The organism is Streptomyces sp. NPDC060028, from assembly GCF_042736725.1.
Lineage (GTDB): Bacteria > Actinomycetota > Actinomycetes > Streptomycetales > Streptomycetaceae > Streptomyces.
In genome coordinates, this window is sequence record NZ_JBHWVJ010000109.1 from 1 (window position 1) to 21,735 (window position 21,735).

17 protein-coding genes are annotated in these 21,735 nt (G+C 72.3%); 8 read left to right on the forward strand and 9 right to left on the reverse strand.

All coding sequences use genetic code 11. The annotated features are described in order from the left end of the window. Positions 1–496 precede the first annotated feature (496 nt). From ACFWBF_RS33540 to ACFWBF_RS33565, 6 genes are all read right to left on the reverse strand, one after another. Positions 497–1,000 carry an ATP-binding protein gene (locus ACFWBF_RS33540; protein WP_385608417.1) on the reverse strand — a complete coding sequence of 168 codons (504 nt, stop codon included), beginning with the start codon at positions 998–1,000 and terminating at the stop codon, positions 497–499. Between the two features lie 325 nt (positions 1,001–1,325). Further along, the gene (locus tag ACFWBF_RS33545) at positions 1,326–2,093 is read right to left on the reverse strand and encodes an enoyl-CoA hydratase/isomerase family protein (RefSeq protein WP_385608418.1); all 768 of its coding nucleotides are present in this window, start codon (positions 2,091–2,093) and stop codon (positions 1,326–1,328) included. Positions 2,094–2,191: 98 nt separating this feature from the next. Beyond that, positions 2,192–3,418 (reverse strand): Ig-like domain-containing protein, encoded by a 1,227-nt coding sequence (locus ACFWBF_RS33550; protein WP_385608434.1) that lies wholly within the window; start codon positions 3,416–3,418, stop codon positions 2,192–2,194. Positions 3,419–3,551: 133 nt separating this feature from the next. Continuing rightward, positions 3,552–4,256, reverse strand: coding sequence for a L,D-transpeptidase family protein (locus ACFWBF_RS33555; protein ID WP_385608419.1), 705 nt, complete (start codon positions 4,254–4,256; stop codon positions 3,552–3,554). 152 nt (positions 4,257–4,408) lie between these two features. Next, entirely contained in the window at positions 4,409–6,547 is a 2,139-nt protein-coding gene (locus tag ACFWBF_RS33560; RefSeq protein WP_385608420.1) for a choice-of-anchor A family protein, read from the reverse strand. Between the two features lie 140 nt (positions 6,548–6,687). Beyond that, positions 6,688–7,899 (reverse strand): Ig-like domain-containing protein, encoded by a 1,212-nt coding sequence (locus ACFWBF_RS33565; protein WP_385608421.1) that lies wholly within the window; start codon positions 7,897–7,899, stop codon positions 6,688–6,690. A gap of 203 nt (positions 7,900–8,102) precedes the next feature. On the opposite strand from ACFWBF_RS33565, the gene glgX reads away from it, so the two are divergent. Both glgX and ACFWBF_RS33575 read left to right on the forward strand, forming a co-directional pair. Continuing rightward, a complete protein-coding gene (gene glgX, locus ACFWBF_RS33570) occupies positions 8,103–10,388 on the forward strand; it encodes a glycogen debranching protein GlgX (protein ID WP_385608422.1) in 2,286 nt (761 codons plus the stop codon). Positions 10,389–10,575: 187 nt separating this feature from the next. Continuing rightward, positions 10,576–11,304 (forward strand): CDP-alcohol phosphatidyltransferase family protein, encoded by a 729-nt coding sequence (locus ACFWBF_RS33575; RefSeq protein WP_385608423.1) that lies wholly within the window; start codon positions 10,576–10,578, stop codon positions 11,302–11,304. On the opposite strand, the gene ACFWBF_RS33580 is transcribed toward ACFWBF_RS33575, so the two are convergent. After that, positions 11,285–11,767 carry an adenylyltransferase/cytidyltransferase family protein gene (locus ACFWBF_RS33580; protein WP_385608424.1) on the reverse strand — a complete coding sequence of 161 codons (483 nt, stop codon included), beginning with the start codon at positions 11,765–11,767 and terminating at the stop codon, positions 11,285–11,287. The genes ACFWBF_RS33575 and ACFWBF_RS33580 overlap by 20 nt on opposite strands. Before the next feature lie 172 nt (positions 11,768–11,939). Between ACFWBF_RS33580 and ACFWBF_RS33585 the strand changes: the two genes are divergently transcribed. Genes ACFWBF_RS33585 through ACFWBF_RS33595 form a run of 3 tightly spaced genes read left to right on the forward strand, consistent with a single transcriptional unit; the run spans position 11,940 to position 16,140 of the window. Further along, positions 11,940–13,145: a glycosyltransferase family 4 protein gene (locus tag ACFWBF_RS33585; protein ID WP_385608436.1), complete on the forward strand. Its 1,206-nt coding sequence runs from the start codon at positions 11,940–11,942 to the stop codon at positions 13,143–13,145. Then, positions 13,142–14,914, forward strand: coding sequence for a lipopolysaccharide biosynthesis protein (locus ACFWBF_RS33590; protein ID WP_385608425.1), 1,773 nt, complete (start codon positions 13,142–13,144; stop codon positions 14,912–14,914). The genes ACFWBF_RS33585 and ACFWBF_RS33590 overlap by 4 nt, the downstream gene beginning before the upstream one ends. Beyond that, complete coding sequence (locus ACFWBF_RS33595) at positions 14,911–16,140, forward strand: hypothetical protein (protein ID WP_385608426.1); 1,230 nt, start codon at positions 14,911–14,913, stop codon at positions 16,138–16,140. The genes ACFWBF_RS33590 and ACFWBF_RS33595 overlap by 4 nt, the downstream gene beginning before the upstream one ends. Here ACFWBF_RS33595 and ACFWBF_RS33600 read toward each other — a convergent pair. Further along, positions 16,123–16,761 carry a TetR/AcrR family transcriptional regulator gene (locus ACFWBF_RS33600; protein ID WP_385608427.1) on the reverse strand — a complete coding sequence of 213 codons (639 nt, stop codon included), beginning with the start codon at positions 16,759–16,761 and terminating at the stop codon, positions 16,123–16,125. The two genes, ACFWBF_RS33595 and ACFWBF_RS33600, sit on opposite strands and share 18 nt — an antisense overlap. 81 nt (positions 16,762–16,842) lie before the next feature. Here ACFWBF_RS33600 and ACFWBF_RS33605 point away from each other — a divergent pair, with 81 nt between their 5' ends. Continuing rightward, entirely contained in the window at positions 16,843–18,321 is a 1,479-nt protein-coding gene (locus tag ACFWBF_RS33605; RefSeq protein WP_385608428.1) for an MDR family MFS transporter, read from the forward strand. Here ACFWBF_RS33605 and ACFWBF_RS33610 read toward each other — a convergent pair whose 3' ends face one another. Continuing rightward, entirely contained in the window at positions 18,322–19,833 is a 1,512-nt protein-coding gene (locus tag ACFWBF_RS33610; protein WP_385608429.1) for a hypothetical protein, read from the reverse strand. It lies immediately after the preceding gene. Between the two features lie 108 nt (positions 19,834–19,941). Here ACFWBF_RS33610 and ACFWBF_RS33615 point away from each other — a divergent pair, with 108 nt between their 5' ends. Both ACFWBF_RS33615 and ACFWBF_RS33620 read left to right on the forward strand, forming a co-directional pair. Continuing rightward, positions 19,942–20,481 carry a WcaF family extracellular polysaccharide biosynthesis acetyltransferase gene (locus ACFWBF_RS33615; protein ID WP_385608430.1) on the forward strand — a complete coding sequence of 180 codons (540 nt, stop codon included), beginning with the start codon at positions 19,942–19,944 and terminating at the stop codon, positions 20,479–20,481. Continuing rightward, positions 20,478–21,605, forward strand: coding sequence for a glycosyltransferase (locus ACFWBF_RS33620; RefSeq protein WP_385608432.1), 1,128 nt, complete (start codon positions 20,478–20,480; stop codon positions 21,603–21,605). The genes ACFWBF_RS33615 and ACFWBF_RS33620 overlap by 4 nt, the downstream gene beginning before the upstream one ends. Positions 21,606–21,735 lie beyond the last annotated feature (130 nt).

Below are 21,735 nucleotides of genomic sequence, written 5' to 3' on the forward strand. Positions count from 1 at the left end.
GCGCGGTACGGCCGCCGCCCGTGCCGCAGGCGGCGGTGAGGGCACCGGCGGCGACCGCCGCGCCGGCACGGAGGGCGGTTCGGCGGTCCGGGTAGCAGAGCACCTGCCCATTTAAGGGGTGGATGACCCCGTAGGTAATGATTGACCCAATTCAGGGCGTTCGCCGAGGTGCACCCAGTCGGCGGCCCATCCGCTACGTGATCAACGATTTACACAGAGCAGTCCACACTTATTCATAGATTACGAGGTGAGTGGCCCAACTCACCTTGGTTTTAGCTAGAAACTATTACTATATGCACACTTATGTCCAACTTGGGACTTTTGGCGTTTGATCCCTCGTCTGCCATAGTCGGAATCACGGCTTCCCGTTGACCCGAGCGAAGTCGCCACGCCGAGGATCACACCCCCTTCGATCCTCGGCGCACCCATGAAACCCCCGCAGCGCCTCATCCGGCGGCAGGGGGTTTCTGTGTTTCCGGACCGCCCGGCCACAGCACTAGCGGTCGGCCACCCGCATCTCGAACCAGGTGATCTTGCCCCGCGGCAGCAGATCGGCGCCCCAGCGGTCGGAGAGCTTGTCGACGAGGAAGAGCCCGCGCCCCGTGGTGTCCAGCTCGTGCACCGGCATCAGGCAGGGCAGTCCGCGCGAGGGATCGCGCACCTCGACGCGGATCCAGCCGCGCCGCCGGAGCATCCGTAAACCGAAGGACCGCGCCCCGGTGTGCCGGACCGCGTTGCCGACGAGTTCCGAGACCAGCAGGACGGCGTGCTCGGCGGTCTGCGGAGAGAGGCCCCAGAGCCTGATCACCACGCACTGGGTGAGCCGCCGGGCGGTGCTCGCCGACTCGGGCATGGACGGCAGGGACACTTCCGCCTCAACCGGATTTCCGTACAACTCCAGCGCCTTGAGGCCCTGTTCGTCCTCGATCGCCGCCGTGAGCCGTACGGCGGAAGCGCTGCTGCGCTGCCGCGGTTGCTCCACACCCTCCAGGCCCGCCATGCACCCATCATGGACGGCCGATATGCCCGCCCGGGCCGTTCCGCAGGAAAACACCCCACGGAATGAACGATTCCGCGGGGGCGGCCCGTCATATGCAATTGGCAAGCGGAGGCCGGTGATACCACCCTGACCTGCGGTGACATTGTGCATCACGCCGATCACGCTGAGTGGATCATCGTTTCTCCTTAAGGTGCTCTTAAGGCCTGGATAAAACCACACCAAGGGGAGGGCTGCGGGATCGGCTTGTCGTAGACCCCGCTTCTGACGCGCAGCCCGCGCCGCCCGGTACACGACGGGGCCCCGGGCCGGGGCCCCGCGCGCCGCGTCAGAGGAACTTGGCCTTGCCCGGGCCCTCTTCGACGAAGCTGCGCATCCCGCGCTCCCGGTCCTCGGTGGCGAACAGCCCGGCGAACCAGTTGCGTTCGATGGTGAGCCCGGTGTCGATGTCGGCCTCCAGGCCGGCGTCCACGCACTCCTTGGCCGCGCGCAGTGCGATGGCCGGGCCCTGCGCCAGCCTGGCGGCCCAGGCGTGCGCCTGCTCGTACACCTCGGCGGCGGGCACGATGCGGTCCACCAGGCCCAGGGCGAGGGCCTCTTCGGCCTTGACCATGCGGCCGGTGAAGATCAGGTCCTTGGCCTTGGACGGGCCGATCAGCCGGGACAGCCGCTGGGTGCCGCCCGCGCCCGGGATCAGACCGAGCAGGATCTCGGGCTGGCCGAGCTTCGCGTTGTCGGCGGCGATCCGGTAGTCGGCGCACAGCGCGAGCTCGCAGCCGCCGCCCAGGGCGTAGCCGGTGACGGCGGCGACGACGGGCTTGGGGATCCGGGCGACGGCGGTGAAGGAGTCCTGCAGGGCGCGGGACCGGGCGATCATCGCCGCGTGGTCCATCGTCTGCATCTCCTTGATGTCCGCGCCGGCCGCGAACACCTTCTCGCCGCCGTAGATGACGACGGCCCGGACGTCGCTGCGGTCGGTCGCCTCCACGGCGAGCTCGCGCAGCCGGTCCTGGGCCGCGATGTCCAGGGCGTTCATGGGCGGCCGGTCCAGGAGGATGGTGCCGACGCCTTCGGAGACTTCGAGAGAGATGGTCATACGGGCCAGGTTAATCGCGGTTAACGCCAAGTGGCCCGGTGCTGTGGGTCACAGCACCGGGCCACTCGGCCGGCATGACGACTACCCGTGGGCGGGGGCTACTTGATCCACTCCGCCCAGTCCATGTTCCAGCCGTTGAGGCCGTTGTCCGGGGCGACCGTCTTGTCCTTGGAGTTCTTCACGATGACCACGTCGCCGATCAGCGAGCTGTCGAAGAACCAGGCGGCCGGCTCGTCGGGGTCGCCGGCGCCGCGCTCGTCGCGCAGGCCCACGCAGCCGTGGCTGACGTTCTCCGAGCCGAAGGTGCCGGAGGAGGCCCAGTAGTTGCCGTGGACGAAGGTGCCCGAGTTCGTCAGACGCATGGCGTGCGGGACGTCGGAGATGTCGTACTCGCCGCCGAAGCCGACGGTCGCGCCGTTCATCCGGGTCACCTTGTACTTCTCGCTGATGACCATCTGCCCGTTGTACGTGGTCGTCGACGGCGCGCCCGCGGTGATCGGGACGTTCTTGACCACTTGGCCGTCGCGGACGACCTGCATCGTGTGGTCGGCCGCGTCGACCGTGGAGACCTGGGAGCGGCCGACGGTGAAGGTGACCGTACGGGTCTGCTTGCCGTAGACCCCCGGGCGGCCTTCGACTCCGTCGAGGGCGAGCTTCAGGGTGACCTTGGTGCCCGCGGCCCAGTACTTCTCCGGGCGGAAGTCGAGGCGGTCGTTGCCGAACCAGTGGCCCTCGATCGGCACGGCCGGCTCGGCCGTCACCGTGATGGCCTTCTCGACGGCCTCGGGATTGGTGATGCCGCGGGTGAAGTTGATCGAGACCGGCATGCCCACGCCGACGGTCGAGCCGTCCTCGGGCGTGTAGTGGCCGACGAAGGTGTTGGTGGGGGTCAGCGTGGTGAAGGTGGTGTCCTTCGCGGACTCGCGGCCCGCCTCGTCCTTGGCCACCGCGTGCACCTTGTACTCGGTGGCGGAGGCGAGGTTGCGGGCGGGCTCCCAGCTCGCGCCGTCGCCGGCGAGCTTGCCCTCCACCGCGTTGCCCTTGGTGTCGGCGACGGTCACCGTGGTGAGCTTGCCGCCCGTACTGGATATCTTCAGGACGCCGTTGGTGGCGACCTCCTTGGCCCCGTCGTCCGGCTTGACGCTCACGACGGCCTTGGACGCCTCGGTACCGGTCTTGCCGCTCCCGCCGTCCCCGCCACCGCTCCCGCCCTTGCCGCCGCCGTCGCCGTCGCCGCCGGCGCTGCACGCGCTGGTGAGCAGCAGCGCCGCACCCAGCAGGAGGGCCGGCAGGCCAACGCGGACGCGGCCGCGTATCGGCTGCAGGTTCACTCTTCTTCTCCCCATGTCCCCCGCGCGCGGGCAGTCGCGCGCTTGTCAACAGGTAATCACATGGGGGGATCACGAAGAGCCACGGTCGTGTCACCGTTCCGTCCCAAGTGCCGGGGCGGCGGCGGGATCAGTCCTCGGTGCCGGGTTTGGTGCCCCAGACGTAGACGGCGTCGCCCTCGGTGAGCAGGTCCCACAGGCGTCCCGCGTCGGGGACCGAGAGGTTGACGCAGCCGGCGGAGCCGCCGTGGGCGTAGAGGTCGCCGGGGCGGCCGTGCAGGGCCTGGCCGCCGTCGAAGAACTGGGCGTACGGCATGGGGGCGTCGTCGTAGAGCGAGGACTTGTGGTCGATGCTGCGCCAGTAGACCTCGTGCCAGCCGGGGCGGGTCTCCTGGTCGTCGCGGCCGGTGCGGATGGGGACGGGCGGGAAGACCACGTCGCGGTCGCGCTGCACCCACAGCAGCTGCCGGTCCAGGTCGATGCAGGTGACGCGGTGGGGGCGGACGGGGCACAGGCCCGCGGCGTTGGGGTTCGCGCGGGCGGCGACGGCGACCATCATCCGGTACGTGACGAGGCCCGGGTAGCCTTCGGCGGGCTCGATGCCGCTGCGCTGCTGGAAGGCGCGGACGGCCGCGCAGTCGGCTGCCGACTGCGTCCCGTCGACGGGCCGGCCGAGGTGTTCCTCCAACTCCCGCTGGTAGGGCCCGGTCCCGGCGGTGCACGCGGGCTCGGCCGCGGCCGCCTGCGGTGGGGCCAGGGCCGGGGCCGCCAGGGAAAGGACCGCGGCCAGTGCGGCCGCCCTGCCTATCGGGCCAGTCGCGTCGCGCCTCGTCATACGGGCCTCCTCGCGCCCGCAGGCCGGGCCGCCGGTCCCCACGTAACCCGGTCCGGACGGGCCCGGCGCGCCGGGTACGGCCGGGCGGGGTGTTCCCTCACCCGACCGGACCACCCGGCGCGCCCCCGCGCGCGGTCAGGACCCGCGCGGGGTCAGGACCGCGGGCCGTGGTCGTCCTTGCCCTTGCCGTGCTCGTCGCGCTTGTTGTGCACGGTGACCACCAGTCGCCCGTCGGTGCTGTCCCCGTCCAGCCTCAGCGGACCCGTCACCCGGTGGCGGGGCAGCTCGTAGCCCTCGGGCACGTCGGTTTCGACCAGGTAGTACGAGCCCTCGGGAAGCCGCTCGAACTCACACACGCCGCTGCGGTCGGTGGCGCAGCCCTCCTTCACCTGCCGGTCGGCGTTGATGCCGCGGGTCTGGAGGCCCTCGGTGTTGTTGGTCTCCTGCCAGACCTCGAACACCGCGCCGCGCAGGGGCCTCTCGGTCTTGGCGTCCTTCTTCAGGATCTTGATGGAGCCGCGGTGCTCGGTGTCCCGCTTGCGGTTCGGGACGTTGAGGACGATGCCCTCCCGTACGTCACCCTCGTCCAGGTCGAAGGGGATGACCGGGTCGCGCAGCGGCTCGTACCCGGCCGGGGAATGCGTCTCGCGCCAGTAGTACCGGTGACCGATCGGCAGCTGAACGGTGCAGCTGCCCTGGGTGTCGGTCACGCAGGCGCCGTCGAGCTTCCTGTCCGCGTCGGGTCCGGTGGTCTGCAGGCCGGGCCGGCCGTTGGTCTCGGTCCACAGCTCGAAGCGGGCGCCGGGCAGGGCCTCGCCCGTGTCCTTGTCGGACTTCCACAGCACCACCTCGGCGCCGACCGGCTGCCTCGCGTTGGTCATCCGGTGGCGCACACCGGCGGAGGCGTTCTGCGGGGTCAGCGTCAGCTCGCCGATGGTGTTCTCCGGCAGGTCGTAGCCGGCCGGGGCCTGCGTCTCGCGCCAGTAGTAGGTGCCCGCGTCCACGGTGCGGGAGCAGACGCCGTTCGCCGGCGTGGTGCAGTCGGCCACCTTGATGTCGGCGCCCGCACCCTCGAACTGGGCGCCCGGCCGGCCGTTGGTCTCGTGCCACAGCTCGAACCTGGCGCCCGCCAGCGGCTTGTCCGTCTGGTCCACCTTGAGGACGGAGACCTCGCCGCGCACCGGCACCGGCGGGGCGCAGTCGGGCAGGTTGCCGTTGAAGGGGTAGGCGTGGAACTCCTGGCCGCCGCCGAGACCGTCGATGCTGGTGTGGGTGAGCGAGCCCGTGGTGAAGAACCGGCCGTTCATCCCGGGCAGGGTGACGGCGGTCCGCGAGCCCTGTTCGCCGACGAGCACGCTGCCCTGGAACTGGCCGCTGCCCGCGAGGCGCAGGGTCGTCGCGTCGGGGAAGTTCCACAGCAGCCGGGTCCGCAGGCCGTTCCAGGCACTGTTGGCGTCGGCGATGGCGCCGCTGAAGGTGCTGACGGTCCGCTCGGTGCCGAGGATGTTGACCAGGACCGTGGCGTCCGCCGGGATCCGGTCGAAGCGGATGCCGATCGCGCCGGACGCGCTGGCCGCGATGTTCGCGTCGAGGTTGAAGACCTGGAGCCGGGAGGTGTTGTCGCCGGTGAAGACGGCGAAGCCGCCGTTGACGACGGCCGTGCCGGTCGCATGGCGGGGCTGCCCGTCGACGCGGGCGTAGCACTTGCTGGCGGCGGTGAGCCGGTCGCGCAGGCCGGCGTACTTGGCGACCGCGGCGGTGTCGTGGGTCAGGGTGCCGGTGACCGTGCCGGGTCCGGGGGCGGTGCCGGCGTAGCGGACCACGCCGCCGTCGGAGATCAGCCGCTCCCCCGCGGCGATGGTGACGTTGTGTCCGGTGGCCAGGAAGTCCGAGCCGACCGGGGGCCGCACGAGGGAGCCGGCGCCGACGATGCCGATGTTGTAGCCCTGCCCCGCCTCGGCCGCCTTGTCCTGGTCGAAGCTGCCGAGGACGACGATCTTGCCCTCGGCCTCGGCGGCGCGCTCGCGGACGTGGAAGTCGCCGCCGACGAAGATGTTCACGGCCTGGTCGTAGCCGGTGGCCTGGGTGCCGACCTCGACCTGGGGGAAGGGGTCGGGGCAGCGGCCGGGGATGCACGGACCGAGACCGCCGGGCAGTACGGCGCGCGGGGCACCGTGCACGGGACCCGCTGCCGGTTGTCCGCCGCCGGGCCCCGCCGCCAGGGCGGTGGGGGCCCCGGCGGCCAGTACGGCCCCGATCGCGAGGCCGAGGGTCCAGTTCCTTGCTGACATGACGCTCCGTCCGTTACCTGCGCTGCTGGCCCGTACAGGCTGGGCGCGGGTCTCGGCGCGTCGGACGAAGGACACTCCCCCGCTACGGCATTCCGGTCCGACGATCACTCGATCGGTCCGCACTCGGGGGCGGGGCGGGGTCAGCCGAGGGCGGAGCCCGCGACCCAGGCCGGCCAGGACATGTTCCAGCCGCCCAGGCCGTTGTCCGGGGCCACCGTCTTGTCCTGCGAGTTCACGACCTCCACCACGTCGCCGACCAGCGTCCGGTCGAAGAACCACCCCGCGGGGGTGTCCGATCCGCCGCCCTTGTTGTCGCGCAGGCCCACGCAGCCGTGGCTGGTGTTGGTGGAGCCGAAGGTGTCGGGGCTGGCCCAGTAGTTCCCGTGCAGGAAGGTGCCGGAGGCGGTGAGCCGCATGGCGTGCGGGACGTCGGGGATGTCGTACTCGCCCTTGCCGTCCTCGCTCGTGAAGCCGACGGTCGCCCCGTTCATCCGGGTGACGTCGAACATCTCCATCACCACCATCTTGCCGTTGTAGGTGGTGTTCTTGGGCGCCCCGGCGCTGATCGGCACCGTCGACAGCAGCTCGCCGTCGCGCCGGACCTCCATGGTGTGCGCGGCCGCGTCCACGGTGGAGACCTGCGAGCGGCCCACGGTGAAGCGGATGGTCTTGTCCTGGATGCCGTACGAGCCCGGCGCGCCCTCGATGTCGCGCAGGTTCATCTTCACCGTGATCTCGGTGCCCGCCTTCCAGTACGCCTTGGGCCGGAAGTCCAGGCGCTCGCGCCCGAACCAGTGCCCGGCCACCTCGACCGCGGGGTCGGAGGTGATGGTGATGGCCTTCTCCACGGCGGCGCGCTGCTCGATCGCCCGGTTGAACTTGAAGGAGATGATCATGCCGGTGCCGACGGTGGAGCGGTTCTCGGGCTTGAAATAGCCGATGAACCGTTCCTCGGGCACGTAGGTGGTGAAGGTGGTGTGCCGGGCCTGGCGGCGGTCGTGCCCGTCGAGGGCGACCGCGTCCACGGTGTACTTGGCGGCGAGCGCGAGCCGGCCGTTCGCCGGGTCGGGGCTCCAGCTGAGACCGTCGTCGGCGATGGCGCCGGGGACCTGCTCCTCCTGGGCGTCCTCCACCTTGGTGACGACGACCCGCTCCAGCCGGCCCTCGGGCACGCTGACCGTGAGCGGGCCGTCGGCGGGCACGCCTCTGGCGTTGTCGTCGGGGGTGATCCGGATGGCCTCGTCCGGTGACCGGGGTTTGCCGGGCAGCTGGATCTCCACCGGGGATCCACCGTCCTTGGTGCATCCGGCCAGGCCGCCCAGCAGGGCCGCCCATGCCGCCACGGCGGCCAAGCCCGCCCCTGCCCGCCTCGTCAGAAGAGTCACGACCCTCCAACGACCGGGCCCCTCCAGGGGAAACGTGAGCGCGGCCCGAGTTCCGGACAGCACAGTCCGGGCAGAACAGTGGGAAGGACCAGACGGGGGCGGGCCCAAGCCGGGACGCCGGGGCCGCACTCCCCAACCCTCGCCGGTACCCAGAGCCGTGGAGGCGGGCAGTGTCGAGCGCAGCCGAGCAAGAGGCGGTGGAAGCCGCCGCAGGTGAGGTACGGAGCGGCCGGACCGCTCCCGTGCCGCACGTCAACGGGCAGTCGAAGAGCCAGGCGCCACGCGCGTCGGCGCGCCCGGGGCCACCGCTGTGGCCCGGGTCCTCGCATCCGCTGGGGGCCCGGTTCCACCACGGCCCCGACGGGATCGCGGGCACCAACTTCGCGCTGTGGGCGCAGGGAGCGGAGGCGGTGGAGCTGTGCCTGTTCGACGAGGGCGGGGCCGAGACCCGTTGTGCGCTGACAGAGCTCACGCACGAGATCTGGCACGGTTTCGCGCCGGGCGTGCGCCCCGGGCAGCGCTACGGGTTCCGGGTGCACGGCCGGTGGGACCCCTGGACGGGCGCCCGGTACAACCCGGCGAAGCTGCTCCTCGACCCGTACGCGCGGGCGGTGGACGGGGACTTCACGCTGCCGCCCGAGGTGTACGGACACGTGCGCGACTGGCCGCAGCAGTACATCGCGGACACCGTGCGCGACGACCGCGACTCGGCGCCGCACGTCCCCAAGGGGGTCGTCGTCCACGATGACGACGACTGGGCGGACGACGTCCGGCCGAAGACCCCGTGGGCCGATTCGGTCATCTACGAGCTGCACGTGCGCGGCTTCACGATGCGCCACCCGGGCGTTCCCGAGCACCTGCGCGGCACGTACGCGGGGCTGGCCCACCCGGCGGCGATCGAGCACCTGACCGGGCTGGGGGTGACGGCGGTGGAGCTGCTGCCGGTCCACCAGTTCGCCCACGAGGACCACCTGCTGCGCCGGGGCCTGCGCAACTACTGGGGCTACAACTCCATCGGCTACTTCGCCCCGCACGCCGGGTACTCGTCGAGCGGTACGACCGGACAGCAGGTCGGCGAGTTCAAGCGCATGGTGCGGGCCCTGCACGCGGCCGGGATCGAGGTCATCCTCGACGTGGTCTACAACCACACGGCGGAGGCCGGCGAGCTGGGCCCCACGCTGTCGCTGCGCGGGGTCGACAACCGGGCGTACTACCGGCTCCAGTCGGACCAGCGCCGGTACGCCGACTACACGGGCTGCGGGAACACCCTGCACGCAGGGCGGCCGCACGTGCTGCGGCTGATCACCGACTCGCTGCGGTACTGGGTCACGGAGATGGGGGTGGACGGCTTCCGCTTCGACCTGGCGGCGGCGCTGGCCCGCTCGATGCACGACGTGGACATGCTGTCGCCGTTCCTCGCGGTGATCGCACAGGATCCGGTGCTGCGCCGGGTGAAGCTGATCGCCGAGCCGTGGGACGTGGGCTCGGGCGGCTACCAGGTGGGCGCGTTCCCGCCCCTGTGGACGGAGTGGAACGACCGCTACCGCGATGCCGTGCGGGATTTCTGGCGGGGCGCGCTGCCCGACGTACGGGACCTGGGGTACCGGCTCTCGGGGTCGAGCGACCTGTACGCGTGGGGCGGGCGCAGGCCGTACGCATCGGTGAACTTCGTGACGGCCCACGACGGCTTCACCCTGCGCGACCTGGTGAGTTACGAGCACAAGCACAACGAGGAGAACGGGGAGGCGGGGCGGGACGGCACCAATGACAACCGGTCGTGGAACTGCGGGGTCGAGGGCGAGCCGCCCGAGGGCACGGACCCGCGGACCGGTGCGCTGCGCCGCCGCCAGCTGCGCAACCTGCTCACCACGCTGCTGCTCTCCACCGGCGTGCCGATGCTGGTGGCGGGAGACGAGTTCGGGCGCACCCAGGGCGGGAACAACAACGCGTACTGCCAGGACAACGAGACGAGCTGGGTGGACTGGTCGCTGTTGGAGGATCCGCAGTGGCAGGGGCTGTTCGCGCTGGCCCGGCGGCTGGTCTCGCTGCGCCACACCCACCCGGTGCTGCGCCGGCGGGCGTTCTTCTCGGGCCGGGCCCAGGGCGCGGACGGGCTGCGGGACCTGGCCTGGTTCACCCCGGCCGGGGCGGAGATGACGGAGCGGGACTGGTACGCGCCGGCGGCCGCGCTGGGGCTGTACCTGTCGGGCCGCGACATCCCCGGGCGGGACGAGCGGGGGCGGCAGGTCACGGACGACAGCTTCCTGGCGCTGCTGCACGCCGGGGACCGGCCGGCGGCGTGGGTCCTGCCGGGGGCGCCGTGGGCGGCGGCGTACGAACTGGTCCTGGACACCTCCCTGGAGGACCAGGCGGCCGCCCCGGGCACCCGGCACCGCGGCGGCCAGACGCTGACGGTGCCGGCCCGGGCGGTGCTGCTGCTGAAGGTGGTGAGCTGAGGGGACCAAGCGCGCGGGCTTCGCCGGGTTCGTGCCGGTCGCGGGCGCCTTGAGGGCCGCGCGGGGCCGTCCGTATCGCTGCTTCCGGACGTACGGGGACATCCGGCGCGGGAACCCGCATGCGCCCTGCGATGATGTGGCCCTCGTACGCATGAACGCGTACACACACGTTCTAGGGAGCCTGTGGATGGCGAGTGTCGGGACCGCGCTGCGGGAACTGCGCGGGGCGCAGAAGTCGGCGAAGGGCGTGTCGCTCTATTCGCGCTTCGTCAACCGGCCCGCCGGGCGGTACCTGGCCGCCGGGTCGTACGCGCTCGGACTCACCCCGAACCAGGTGACGCTGGTCAGCGCCGCCTTCAGCTTCGCCGCGGTGGCCGCCGTGGCGCTGGCCGCGCCCTCGTGGGGCCTGGGGGTGGCGGTCTGGGCCGCCTTGGCGGTCGGCTTCGCCTTCGACTCCGCCGACGGCCAGCTGGCCCGGCTGCGCGGGGGCGGGAGCGCGGCGGGCGAGTGGCTCGACCACGTCGTGGACTGCGCCAAGATCACCGCGCTGCACACCTGCGTGCTGATCGCCTTCCACCGCTTCCCCGAGGCGTACGGGATCGCGGCGGGCGGTGACGGCTGGCTGCTGGTGCCGCTGGTGTTCCAGTTCGCCGCCGTCGTCACCTTCTTCGGCGGGCTGCTGACCGACAAGCTCAAGCCCAAGCCGGCCGCGGGGAGCCCCGCCGCCGCGCCGTCGACCCTGCGCGCGGTGGCGTTGCTGCCCGTCGACTACGGGGTGTTCTGCCTGGTGTTCCTGCTGCTCGGCGGCGGGGAGCTGTTCGCCTGGGCCTACGCCGGGCTGGGCGCGGTCGCCGTGCTGTTCCTGCTGGCGTTCCTCGCGAAGTGGTTCCGGGAGCTCAGCGCCGTTCGGCGGTGAGGGGCTCCGCGACCGGCTCCGCGAGCGCGTCCAGCGCCCGGCGGAGCTGGGTGCTGGAGGTGTGCACGGTGTAGGGGAAGTAGACGACGTCGACGCCGTGCACGGCGAAGTCCTTCTCCAGCCGGTCGCCCTTGGCGGTGCCCCGCCAGTCGTCGCCCTTGAAGATGACGTCGAAGCGGACCTGCCGCCAGGTCTCCACCTTGTCCGGAACCGTCTCGACGAAGGCCGCGTCGACGTACTTGACGCTCCGGACGATCTCCAGCCGCTCCACGAGCGGGATCATCGGGCGGCGGCCCTTGGCGAGTTCGGCCATTTCGTCGGAGACCACGCCGGCGACCAGGTAGTCGCACTGACTGCGGGCGTGCCGAAGGATGTTGAGATGTCCGATGTGGAAGAGGTCGTAGGCGCCCGGCGCGTAGCCGACTCGGTACGGTCTGCGCGCGGGCACACCAAACTCGGACATTTCCTGCTCCGTCATCCGTTACCCCCCAGAAGCCACACCCCCCGGTGTGGCGGATTAGCAGACAATAGCGTGCACGTTCCCCACCACGCCGGTGAACGAATAGGGTGACGTGCGCATCATCCAGGGGAGAAGGGGACGTTCAGTGTCCAGATCCGGTCACCGGCGCCTGCTGCTGGTTTCCACCAATTACGCTCCCGAGCACGCGGGGATTGGGCCGTACGCCACCCAGATCGCGGAGCACTGGGCGGATCTCGGCCACGAGACACACGTCCTGACGGGCATGCCGCACTATCCGGCCTGGTCGCTCGAGCCGGAGTACAAGGGGGCGCTCCGGCGTACGGAGCAGCGCGCGGGGGTCACCGTGCACCGGCGTGCGCACACCGTGCCGCCGCGCCAGACCGCCGTCAAGCGGGCCCTCTTCGAAGGATCGATTCTGCTGCACGGCGCCGTGGCCCCGCCCCGGATGCCGAGGCCGGACGCGGTCCTGGCCCAGATGCCCAGCCTGGCCGGCGGCGTGCTCGCCGCACGGCTCGCGGCGAGGTGGAAGGTCCCGTACGTCCCGGTCGTCCAGGACCTGATGGGCGCCGCCGCCGCGCAGAGCGGCATCAGCGGCGGCGACAAGGCGGCCGCGATCGCCGGGCGCGCGGAGGCGTACGCCCTGAAACGGGCCACCCTCGTCGGCGTCATCCACGAGACCTTCGTGGACCGCGTCGTCGGCATGGGCGTGGACCCGCGCAAGATCCGCCTGGTGCCCAACTGGTCCCACGTGGCGGCGCCGTCCAAGCCGCGGGGCGAGACCCGCCGGCACCTGGGCTGGGCGCCCGGCCAGACCGTCGTACTGCACTCCGGGAACATGGGGCTCAAGCAGGGCCTGGAGGTCCTCGTCGGGGCGGCCCGGCTGGAGCCCAGCGTCCGTTTCGTCCTGATGGGCGACGGCAGCCAGCGCACGGCCCTCGCCGACCTGGCGTCCGACGTACCCAACCTGGACATCATCCCCCCTGCCGCCGACGGCGAGTTCCCGGATATCCTCGCGGCGGCGGATGTACTCGCGGTCACGCAGCACGCCGCCGTGATGGACATGAGCGTGCCGTCCAAGCTCACGTCCTACTTCCAGGCCGGCCGGCCCGTCGTCGCCTCCGTCGCGGCGCTGGGCGGTACCGCCCAGGAGGTGGAACGGTCGGGCGCCGGGGTGCTCGTCCCGCCCGAGGACCCCGAGGCGCTGCTGAAGGCCATACGGATCCTCGCCGAGGACCCCGCGGGCGCTGACGAACTAGGGGCGGCCGGACCGCGGCACGTCGCGGCCCATCTGAGCCGGGAAGCGGGCCTGGCCCGCATCGACGCACTGATAGACGAAGCACTTGGGGGTCCCCGGCCGTGATCGAGACGAACCGCCCAGCAGCGGCCCCGGCAGAAGACGAGCCCGATCTCCTCAGGGACCAGTTCCGCCAGCTCCTGCGCTACCGCCGGCTGATCGGCGCGGGCGTCGGCATCGGCCTGCTGGGTGGCGTCTACCTCGGCGTCTCCACGGCGGACACCTACGTGGCGACCGCCGACATCGTGCTGCGCGCGCCCACCGACGACCCGTTCAACCCGAGCCTCGCCCCCGACAAGGCGATCAACATCGGCTCGGAGCGCCAGGTCGCGCTCTCCAGCTCCATAGCCAACGAGGCCGCGAAGAAGCTCGGCGTCTCGGCGAACGACTTCGCGGGCCTGCGCAGCGGCCTCCAGGTGACCAACCCGCCGCAGTCGATGGTCCTGCGCTTCACCTACACCTCCTCCTCGCCGAAGGAGGCCGCCCGGCGCGCCAACGCGATGACCGAGGCGTACCTGCTCAAGCGGCAGGAGGCCCTGGACCTCACCCGCGACAAGATGGTCAAGGGCTACAAGGACCAGCGCGACCCGGTGTCCAAGCAGCTCGACGAGCTCGTCAAGGAGATCGCGAGGATGCCGGCCGGCGCCCCGCGCGACGCCGCCACCTCCACCAAGACCGACCTGCAGAGCGAGGTCGGCCGCTACAACGGCAACATCACCAAGCTCGAGGCCCTGGACATGACCCCGGGCCGGGTCACCAGCGCGGCGACGCCGCCCTCCCACCCGGACGGCCCCGGCCTGCCCATGTCGCTCGCGCTCGGCGCGGCCGTGGGTCTCGCGCTCGGCCTGCTCGGGGCCTGGGTGCGGCTCGTGTTCGACCCGGCGCCGCGCTCCGAGGGCGATGTCGCGCGGGCCCTGCGCGCGCCCGTACTGGGCTCCCTGCCGCGGGACAAGACCGGCGGCGGCCCGCTGCTCGCGGCCGGGGAGGAAGACCCCCGGCTCGCCGAGGAGTTCCGCTCGGTGGCCTTCCGGCTCGCCTACGACTCCCGCTTCGCCGACCGGCGGCGGCTGCTCGTGGTGGCCCCGCGCGGCAGCAGCGAGACCGCGGCCGCGGTGGCGGTGAACCTGGCCGCCTCCTTCGCCGAGACCGGCAAGGACGTCCTGCTGATCGAGGCCGACCTGCGCACCCCGGTGCTGGCCAGCCAACTGCCGACCGACGCGGGCGGGCGGCCGCGCTGGAGCCAGATGCCCGGCGGCCCCGCCGCCGGCGGGCGCCCCGGGCAGCACGGGGACTCCGACTGGCCCGACGGACGCCAGCTCGTCGTGGACGCCGGCGAGTCGGGCGCCTTCGACCTGATCCCCGGCGAGCGGGTCCGCAACGTCGCCCGCGCCCTGACCTCCCCGCGCGCCACCCGGCTGATCTCCGAAGCCGACTCCCCGAACTCCACCGTGGTCGTGCTCGCGCCGCCCGTGCTCTCGTACGCCGACGCCCTCGCGCTCGTGGACCGCGTCGACGGGGTCCTGGTGGTCTGCGACCCGCGCGCGGTGCACCGCACCGACCTGTCCCGGATCCGCGAGCTGATCAGCGGCGCCGGCGGCACCGTGCTGGGCGCCGTGCTGCACACCCCGCTGCCCGGCGAGAAGCGCGGCCCCGGCAAGCTGCGCAAGGGCGGCGGCGCACCCGCCTCCGAGCCGGCCCCGGCGCCCGCCGCGCGGACCCCGGAGCGGTCCGCGCCGCAGCCGATCCCGTACGAGGTGGCCGAGGCCGAGCAGCACATCCCGGGTGACGGCACCGACACCGTCGCCCTGCGCACGGTCCGCACGGGCCGGCGGTGAGCCGGCGCGGCCTCGCCGCGGTCGCGTCCGTCCTGGACCAGGCCGCCTCCAGCGCCACCAACATCCTGGTGCTGGTGCTGGCCGCGCGGCTGTCGTCGGCGTCCGGTTTCGCCGATTTCTCGATGGTGTACGTGACCTTCAGCGTGCTCCTCGGGCTGAACATGGCCTACGTCGGCCAGACCGTGGTGCTGGAGAAGGGCGAGCGCCTGGCCTCCGTGTGCCGCTCGGGCCTGGCCTTCACCGCGGCCGCCTCGGCCGTGGCCGGGGCGGCGCTGGGCGTCGTGGGCCTGGTGCTGGCGGGGGGCGCCGGGCGGGCGTTCCTCGCGCTGGGTCTCGTACTGCCCCTGGTCCTCGTACAGGACGGGCTGCGCTACTGCTTCTCCGCGCTGCGGGCGCCCGAGCGGGCGCTGGCCGCCGACGCGCTGCGCCTCGTGTGCGTGGTCCCGGCGCTGCTGCTCCAGCCCGAAGGGGCCTCGGCGGGGCGGCTGGTGCTGGTGTGGGGGGTCTCCGCGCTGCCCGCGCTGGCGCTCGGGCTGTGGCTGCTGCGGCCGTCCGTGCGCGGGGCCCGGGTGGAGCTGCGCCCGTATCTGCGGCGCGGCCACCTCGGGCAGCGGTTCGTGGTCGAGTTCGCGGTGGGCAACGGCTCCAGCCAGCTCGCGGTGCTCGGCCTCGGCGTCTTCGCGACCCCGCTGGCCGTCGGCGCGCTGCGGGGCGCGACCACCCTGTTCGGGCCGCTGAACGTGCTGTTCAACTCCGCCAACGCCTTCGGCCCGCCGGTCGTGGGCCGGGCCCGCGGCAAGCGGGGCGTGGTCCGGCTGACCGCGCTGATGGGCGGCGCGCTGGCCGTCGTCGGGGCCGGCTGGGGAGCCGTGCTGTACGCGCTGCCCGACCGGCTGGGCCGTCAGCTGCTCGGCGACACCTGGGCGGCGGCGTCCGCGCTGCTGCCGGCCACGGGCGCGCAGTACGCCGTCATGGGGCTCGGCACGTGTGCGCTGCTGACCCTGCGCGTGCTCAACCCGAGGGCCACCCTGTCCTTGCAGGTGGTCTTCTCGCTGCTGTCCGTGGGGCTGCTGCTCGGCGGGTACGCGCTGTGGGGCGTGGCCGGGGCCGCCTGGGGGCTGGCCCTCGGTTCGGCCGCGAAGGCGGCGGCGGGCTGGCTCCGGGTGGCCCGGATCGAGGTGCCCGCCGCCCCGGCCTCGGCCGCGGAGTCAGTGCCCGCCGCCTGAGGCTGCCGCGTCGGCGCTCGCGTGGCTCGCCTGGCTCGTGGCGGTGCCGACGTCGCCGAAACCCGTTTCCAGCAGGGTGAACAGGTCGCGCATGGCCTGCTGCTGGTCGTCCTGGCCGCGGATCAGGCTGGTGGTGTCCAGCGCGAAGCGGGCCAGTGCGGCCGCCCCCAGGTCGCCCTCGGGGACGCCGGCCGCCTCGGCGATGGCGGCGGCCAGGGCGAACTCGTGGCGCCTCCACATCCGGTCCCAGTACTCCTGGAGTTCGGGGGTCCGGCGGACCAGGTTCAGGTGCGCGATCATGTCCGGGTCGTCGATGCGCCGCGTGGCGCGGGTCGCGAGGAGGTGGTCGCGCAGGGCGTGCAGGACGGACTGCCCGGCGGCCCGGTCCCGTACGGCCGCGACCAGTGCGGCCTCGACGTCCTCGTCCTCGTCGAAGACGAGTGCCTCCTTGCTCGGGAAGTGCTTGAACAGGGTGGTCACGGAGACGTCGGCCGCCTCCGCCACGTCCCGTACGCCCACGTTCTCGTAGCCGTGTTCCAGGAACAGCCGCCCCGCCGCATCCGCCAGGGCCTGGCGGGTCTGGGCCTTCTTGCGTTCGCGGCGCCCCACTGTCTCGTTCATAGCCACACTCTAGCGCCACGGTGTATCCGATGCAAAAGTTGAGTGGTTGCACTTATTGAGTGGCTGTGCTTCCGTGGAGCCATGCCTCAGACCACACCCTCGGCGGCCGAGGCCGCCTCCCCCGGCCGGATACGCCTGACCCTGCTCGGCGTGATGCTCGCGATGCTGCTCGCCATGCTCGACAACATGGTCGTCGGCACCGCGATGCCGACGATCGTCGGCGAACTCGGCGGGCTGGAGCGCCTGTCGTGGGTGGTCACCGCCTACACGCTCGCCACCGCCGCCTCGACCCCGGTCTGGGGCAAGCTCGGCGACCTTCACGGCCGCAAGGGCACCTTCCTCACCTCGATCGTGATCTTCCTCGTGGGCTCCGGCCTGTCCGGCGCGGCCCGGTCCATGGAGCAGCTGATCGCCTTCCGGGCCCTCCAGGGCATCGGCGCCGGCGGTCTCGTGGTCGGCGCCTTCGCCCTCATCGGCGCGCTGGTCTCGCCGCGCGAGCGGGGCAGGTACCAGGGCATGTCGGCCACGATCATGGCGGTCGGCACCATCGGCGGACCGCTGCTCGGCGGCTTCCTCACCAGTCACCTGGGCTGGCGGTGGAGCTTCTACATCAACCTGCCGATCGGCGTGGTCGTGCTGGCCTGGATCCAGACGATGCTGCACCTGCCCGCGAAGCGCCCGACGACCCGCGCCGACGCGCCGCGCATGGACTACCTCGGCGCGGCGCTGCTGACCACCACCATCAGCGCGCTGGTCCTGCTCACCACCTGGGGCGGCACCCAGTACGCGTGGGGCTCGGCGCAGGTGCTCGGCCTGGCGGCACTGACCGTGCTCGCCCTCGGCGCCTTCCTGTGGTCCCAGACCCGCGCGGCGGAGCCGGTGCTGCCGCTCTCCGTCTTCCGCATCCGCAATCTGTCCCTGGCCTCGGTGATGGCCTTCAGCACCGGCGCGGCGATGTTCGGAGTGGTGAGCTTCCTGCCGATGTACCAGCAGTCGGTGCAGGGCGCCTCGGCCGCCAACTCCGGGATGCTGCTGCTGCCGATGGTGCTCCCGATCGTGCTGTGCTCGCAGATCGTCGGCCGGGTGATGACCCTGACCGGCAGGTACAAGGTGTTCCCGGTCGTCGGCGGCGTCGTGGTCAGCCTCGGCCTGTACCTCTTGTCCACCATGGACGCCACCACCGGACGCGGGACGTCCGCCTTCTACATGGTGGTGCTCGGCACGGGGCTCGGCCTGGCGATGCAGATGCCGATGACGATCGCGCAGAACAGCGTCGAGGTGAAGGACATGGGCGTCGCCTCGGCCTCCTCCACCCTCTTTCGCACCATCGGCGGCTCCTTCGGCGTCGCCCTCTTCGGCTCGCTCTTCGCCCGCCGGGTCGGCGACGGGATCAGCCCGCACTCGGTGGCCGCCGGCACGCACAGCCTCTTCCTGTGCGCGGCGCTGCTGAGCCTGGCGGGCCTGGCCGCGGCCGTGTGCGTCAAGGAGGTCCCGCTGCGCGGAAAGCCGTCCGGGCCGCCGGCGCCGGCCGAGCCCGAGAAGGCGGCCGCCGCCGCGTGATCAGCGCAGGGTGGTGTCCTTGTCCGTGCGGTACGTCGCCACCAGCGCGAGGCACAGGGCGGCGATGGCCACGCGGCCGGAGGCCTGCAGGAGCGGGCCGCGCAGCAGGATGAAGGAGTAGCCCGCGACGAGCGGGACCACCACCGAGATCAGGCTCCCCGGCGGGGACCGGCGGGTGGCCCGCTTGGCGTAGCGGCGGTCGACGCGGGCGGCGGCGTACCCCATCGCCATGAGTCCGCCGCCCATGCCCAGCGGGCCGAAGTCGATCCACAGCTCCGCCCAGATCGGGGAGGAGAGGTTGGTGTTGACGGTGCCCATCCACTGGCCGACCATCACGCCGGTGTCACGCGCCTTCCCCGGCCAGACCGAGCGCGGCACCGCGAAGAAGACGGATCCGGCGAGCTGGCGGCCGTAGAGGTGGCCGGGGCCGGACTGCGAGTAGGTGATGGTGTTCGCGAACATGCCGACCTGGTCGTAGTCCTTGAGCGCCATCGGCTCCAGGAACGAGGTCGTCTCGACCGGCTTGTAGTTCTTCTCGTCGTAGCGGAAGCGGTCCGCGAAGGGGAAGACGAGCAGGGCGATCACCACGGCCATCGACAGCGCCACCCGGTACATCGCGGCGCTCACCGGGAAGACGGTGAACAGCAGCGCGAACATGACGGTCAGGAACCAGTAGCGCGGGTTCGAGATCGGGTTGTTGACCACCAGGTTCAAGGCGGCGAGAGCCGCCCAGGTGACGATGACCGAGACCTTGCGGCGGGCGAACTTCGAAGTGATCAGCCAGCGCGTGTACAGCAGCAGCGCGAGCAGCGCGGGCACGGTGCCGAAGCCGCGCAGCAGGGCCTGGCCGGCCTGGCCGTCGCCGTTGGAGACACCCGCTTCCTCGATGCCGGCGATGATCTCCTGCCGGCTGGAGAAGAAGACCGCGGGACCGCCGAGCTTCATGATGAAGGCCGCACTGCACAGGAACGACAGCACGGTCAGCAGTTGCAGGCGCCGCCGGTGCGCCATGACCGGGCGCGGTTCCTTCTGGGAGCCCCCGGCGCGGCCGGTGGGCCGGTGCCGGGCGAGCAGCACGCCCACGTCGAAGGCCGCGCAGCCGAGCAGCACCAGGCCGATGGCCGCGGTGAGGTCGGAGCGGGGTCCCACGACCGGGGTCGGGACCTGGCCGAGGACGGCCTGGGCGAGCGGGGCCACGCCCATGGCCATGTAGACGAAGAGCCAGAAGGAGCCCTGGAGCAGCTTGCGGCGGCTGGTGAGGACCATGGCGGAGAGCCGTGCGCCCGCGTACATGGTCAGCAGGAGCTGAAGCCAGAAGGCCGCGTCATGGGCGCCGGCGCCGGTCTGGACGGCGACGAAGAGCGGCAGGAAGACGGTGAACCCGAGGGCGAGCGGTACGGACAGCGCGCGCGAGAGCAGGGTGCGCGGGGTGGTGACCCGGCCCCACTTGACCTCGTCCCCGGCCGCCGGCGCGGGAGGCGTGACGGAGGGCTTGCGTATGTCCGTTGCCACTGCTGCCCCCACCCCATGTGCCTGGTCCGCGCGCAGTCTAGTCTGAGCGGGCGGCGCCCGGGGAGGCGCCCGCGGGGTGGATGACGGGGCGGATGATGAGGGGCTGCTGTGCGTGATCTTCCTGCCTTCACGCTGGCCGGATACGACAAGGGGCGCGGGCTGCTGACCCAGGCGCTCTGGTTCGGCGTGATGAACACGCTGTTCATGAGCTGGTTCTGCCCGGCCCGGGTGCGCGTCGCGCTGCTGCGGGCCTTCGGGGCACAGATCGGCGAGGGTGTGCTGATCCGCCACAAGGTGCGGGTGCTGTGGCCGTGGAAGCTGACCGTCGGGGACCACACCTGGATCGGCGAGGGCGCCTGGCTGCTCAACCTGGAGCCGGTGGTGATCGGCTCGCACGTGTGCGTCTCCCAGGAGGCCATGCTGTGCACCGGCTCGCACGACCACCGCGCCGCCGACTTCCGCTACCGCAACGCCCCGATCGTCGTGGAGGACGGTGCATGGGTGGCGGTACGGGCGACCGTGCTGGCCGGGGTCACGGTGGGCCGGTGCGCCGTCGCGGGCGCGGGAGCCGTCGTGCACAAGGACCTGCCGGAGCTGACCCTGCAGACCCAGGACGGGCGTCGCCGCCCGGTGGAGGAGCCCAAGTGAGCGCCGCTTTCAGAGTTCTGCACGTCGTCACGCTGCACTCCCCCTCGCACGCCTTCGGCGGGCCGGTCCGGGTCGCGCTGAACCTGGCGAAGGGACTGCGGGCGCGCGGCCACGAGGCGGGGCTGCTGGCGCTGGGCGAGGGCTTCGCCGAACCCTGGCCCACCTCCGTGGAAGGTGTTCCGGCCAGTCTCTTCCCCGCCCGGCGCCTACTCTCCCTGGGCTTCAGCGGGATGACCTCGCCGGCGCTGCTCGCCTCGGCGCGGCGCCTGGTGCGGGGCGCCGACGTGGTCCACGTCCACCTGGCGCGGGACCTGGTCACCCTGCCCGTCGCCCTGGCGGCGCTGCGGGCCGGCAAACCGCTCGTCCTGCAGACCCACGGCATGGTGGACCCGAGCGAGAAGCTGCTGGCCAAGGTGCTCGACGCGGTGGCGGTACGCCGGCTGCTGCGCGGCGCCGACGCGGTGCTGTACCTGACCCCGCACGAACGGGAGGGCCTGGACGCGGTGGTGGGCGCGCCCCTGTCCCGGGCGGTCCGGCTGGTGAACGGCACCCCGGCCCAGGAGGAGCGGCCGGCGCCCGCGGGGCCGCCGCGCATCCTGTACTCGGCGCGCCTGCAGGCCCGCAAGCGGCCGGTGGACTTCGTCTCCGCGGCCCCCGCGATCCTGGCGGCGCACCCGGACGCGGAGTTCGTGGTGGCCGGGCCCGACGAGGGCGAACTGGCGGCGGTGCGCGCGCGGATCGCCTCGCTCGGGCTGTCGGACCGCTTCACGGTGCCGGGGGCGCTGTCGAGCGCGGAGGTTCTGGCGGAGCTGCGCCGGGCGCACGTGTACGTACTGCCCTCGGTGGACGAGCCGTTCCCGATGTCGGTGCTGGAGGCCCTCGCGGTGGGGGTGCCGCCGGTGGTGACCCACTCCAACGGCCTGGCCCGCGACATCGCCGCCGCGGGCGCCGGCCTGGCGGTGGATCCCGGCCCGGAGGGCGTCGCGGCGGCGGTGCTGTCCCTGCTGGAGCCCGACACCAACCGGTCGGCCTCCCTGGCGGCCCGCGAACTGGCCGCGGCCTCCTTCTCGATGGACGCGGTCCTGGACACCCTCCTCCCGGTCTACGAGGCTGCCCGGCGCTGACGGGCGGGCCGGGCCCCTCTAGTGCTGTGTCCGGAAAGGTTCACCGTGTCGCGGCGCCCGGCAAACCTTTCCGGCCACAGCACTAGTAGGGCTTGGTCAGGTCGGCTGTGGTTGAGCGTGTCCTTCTGGT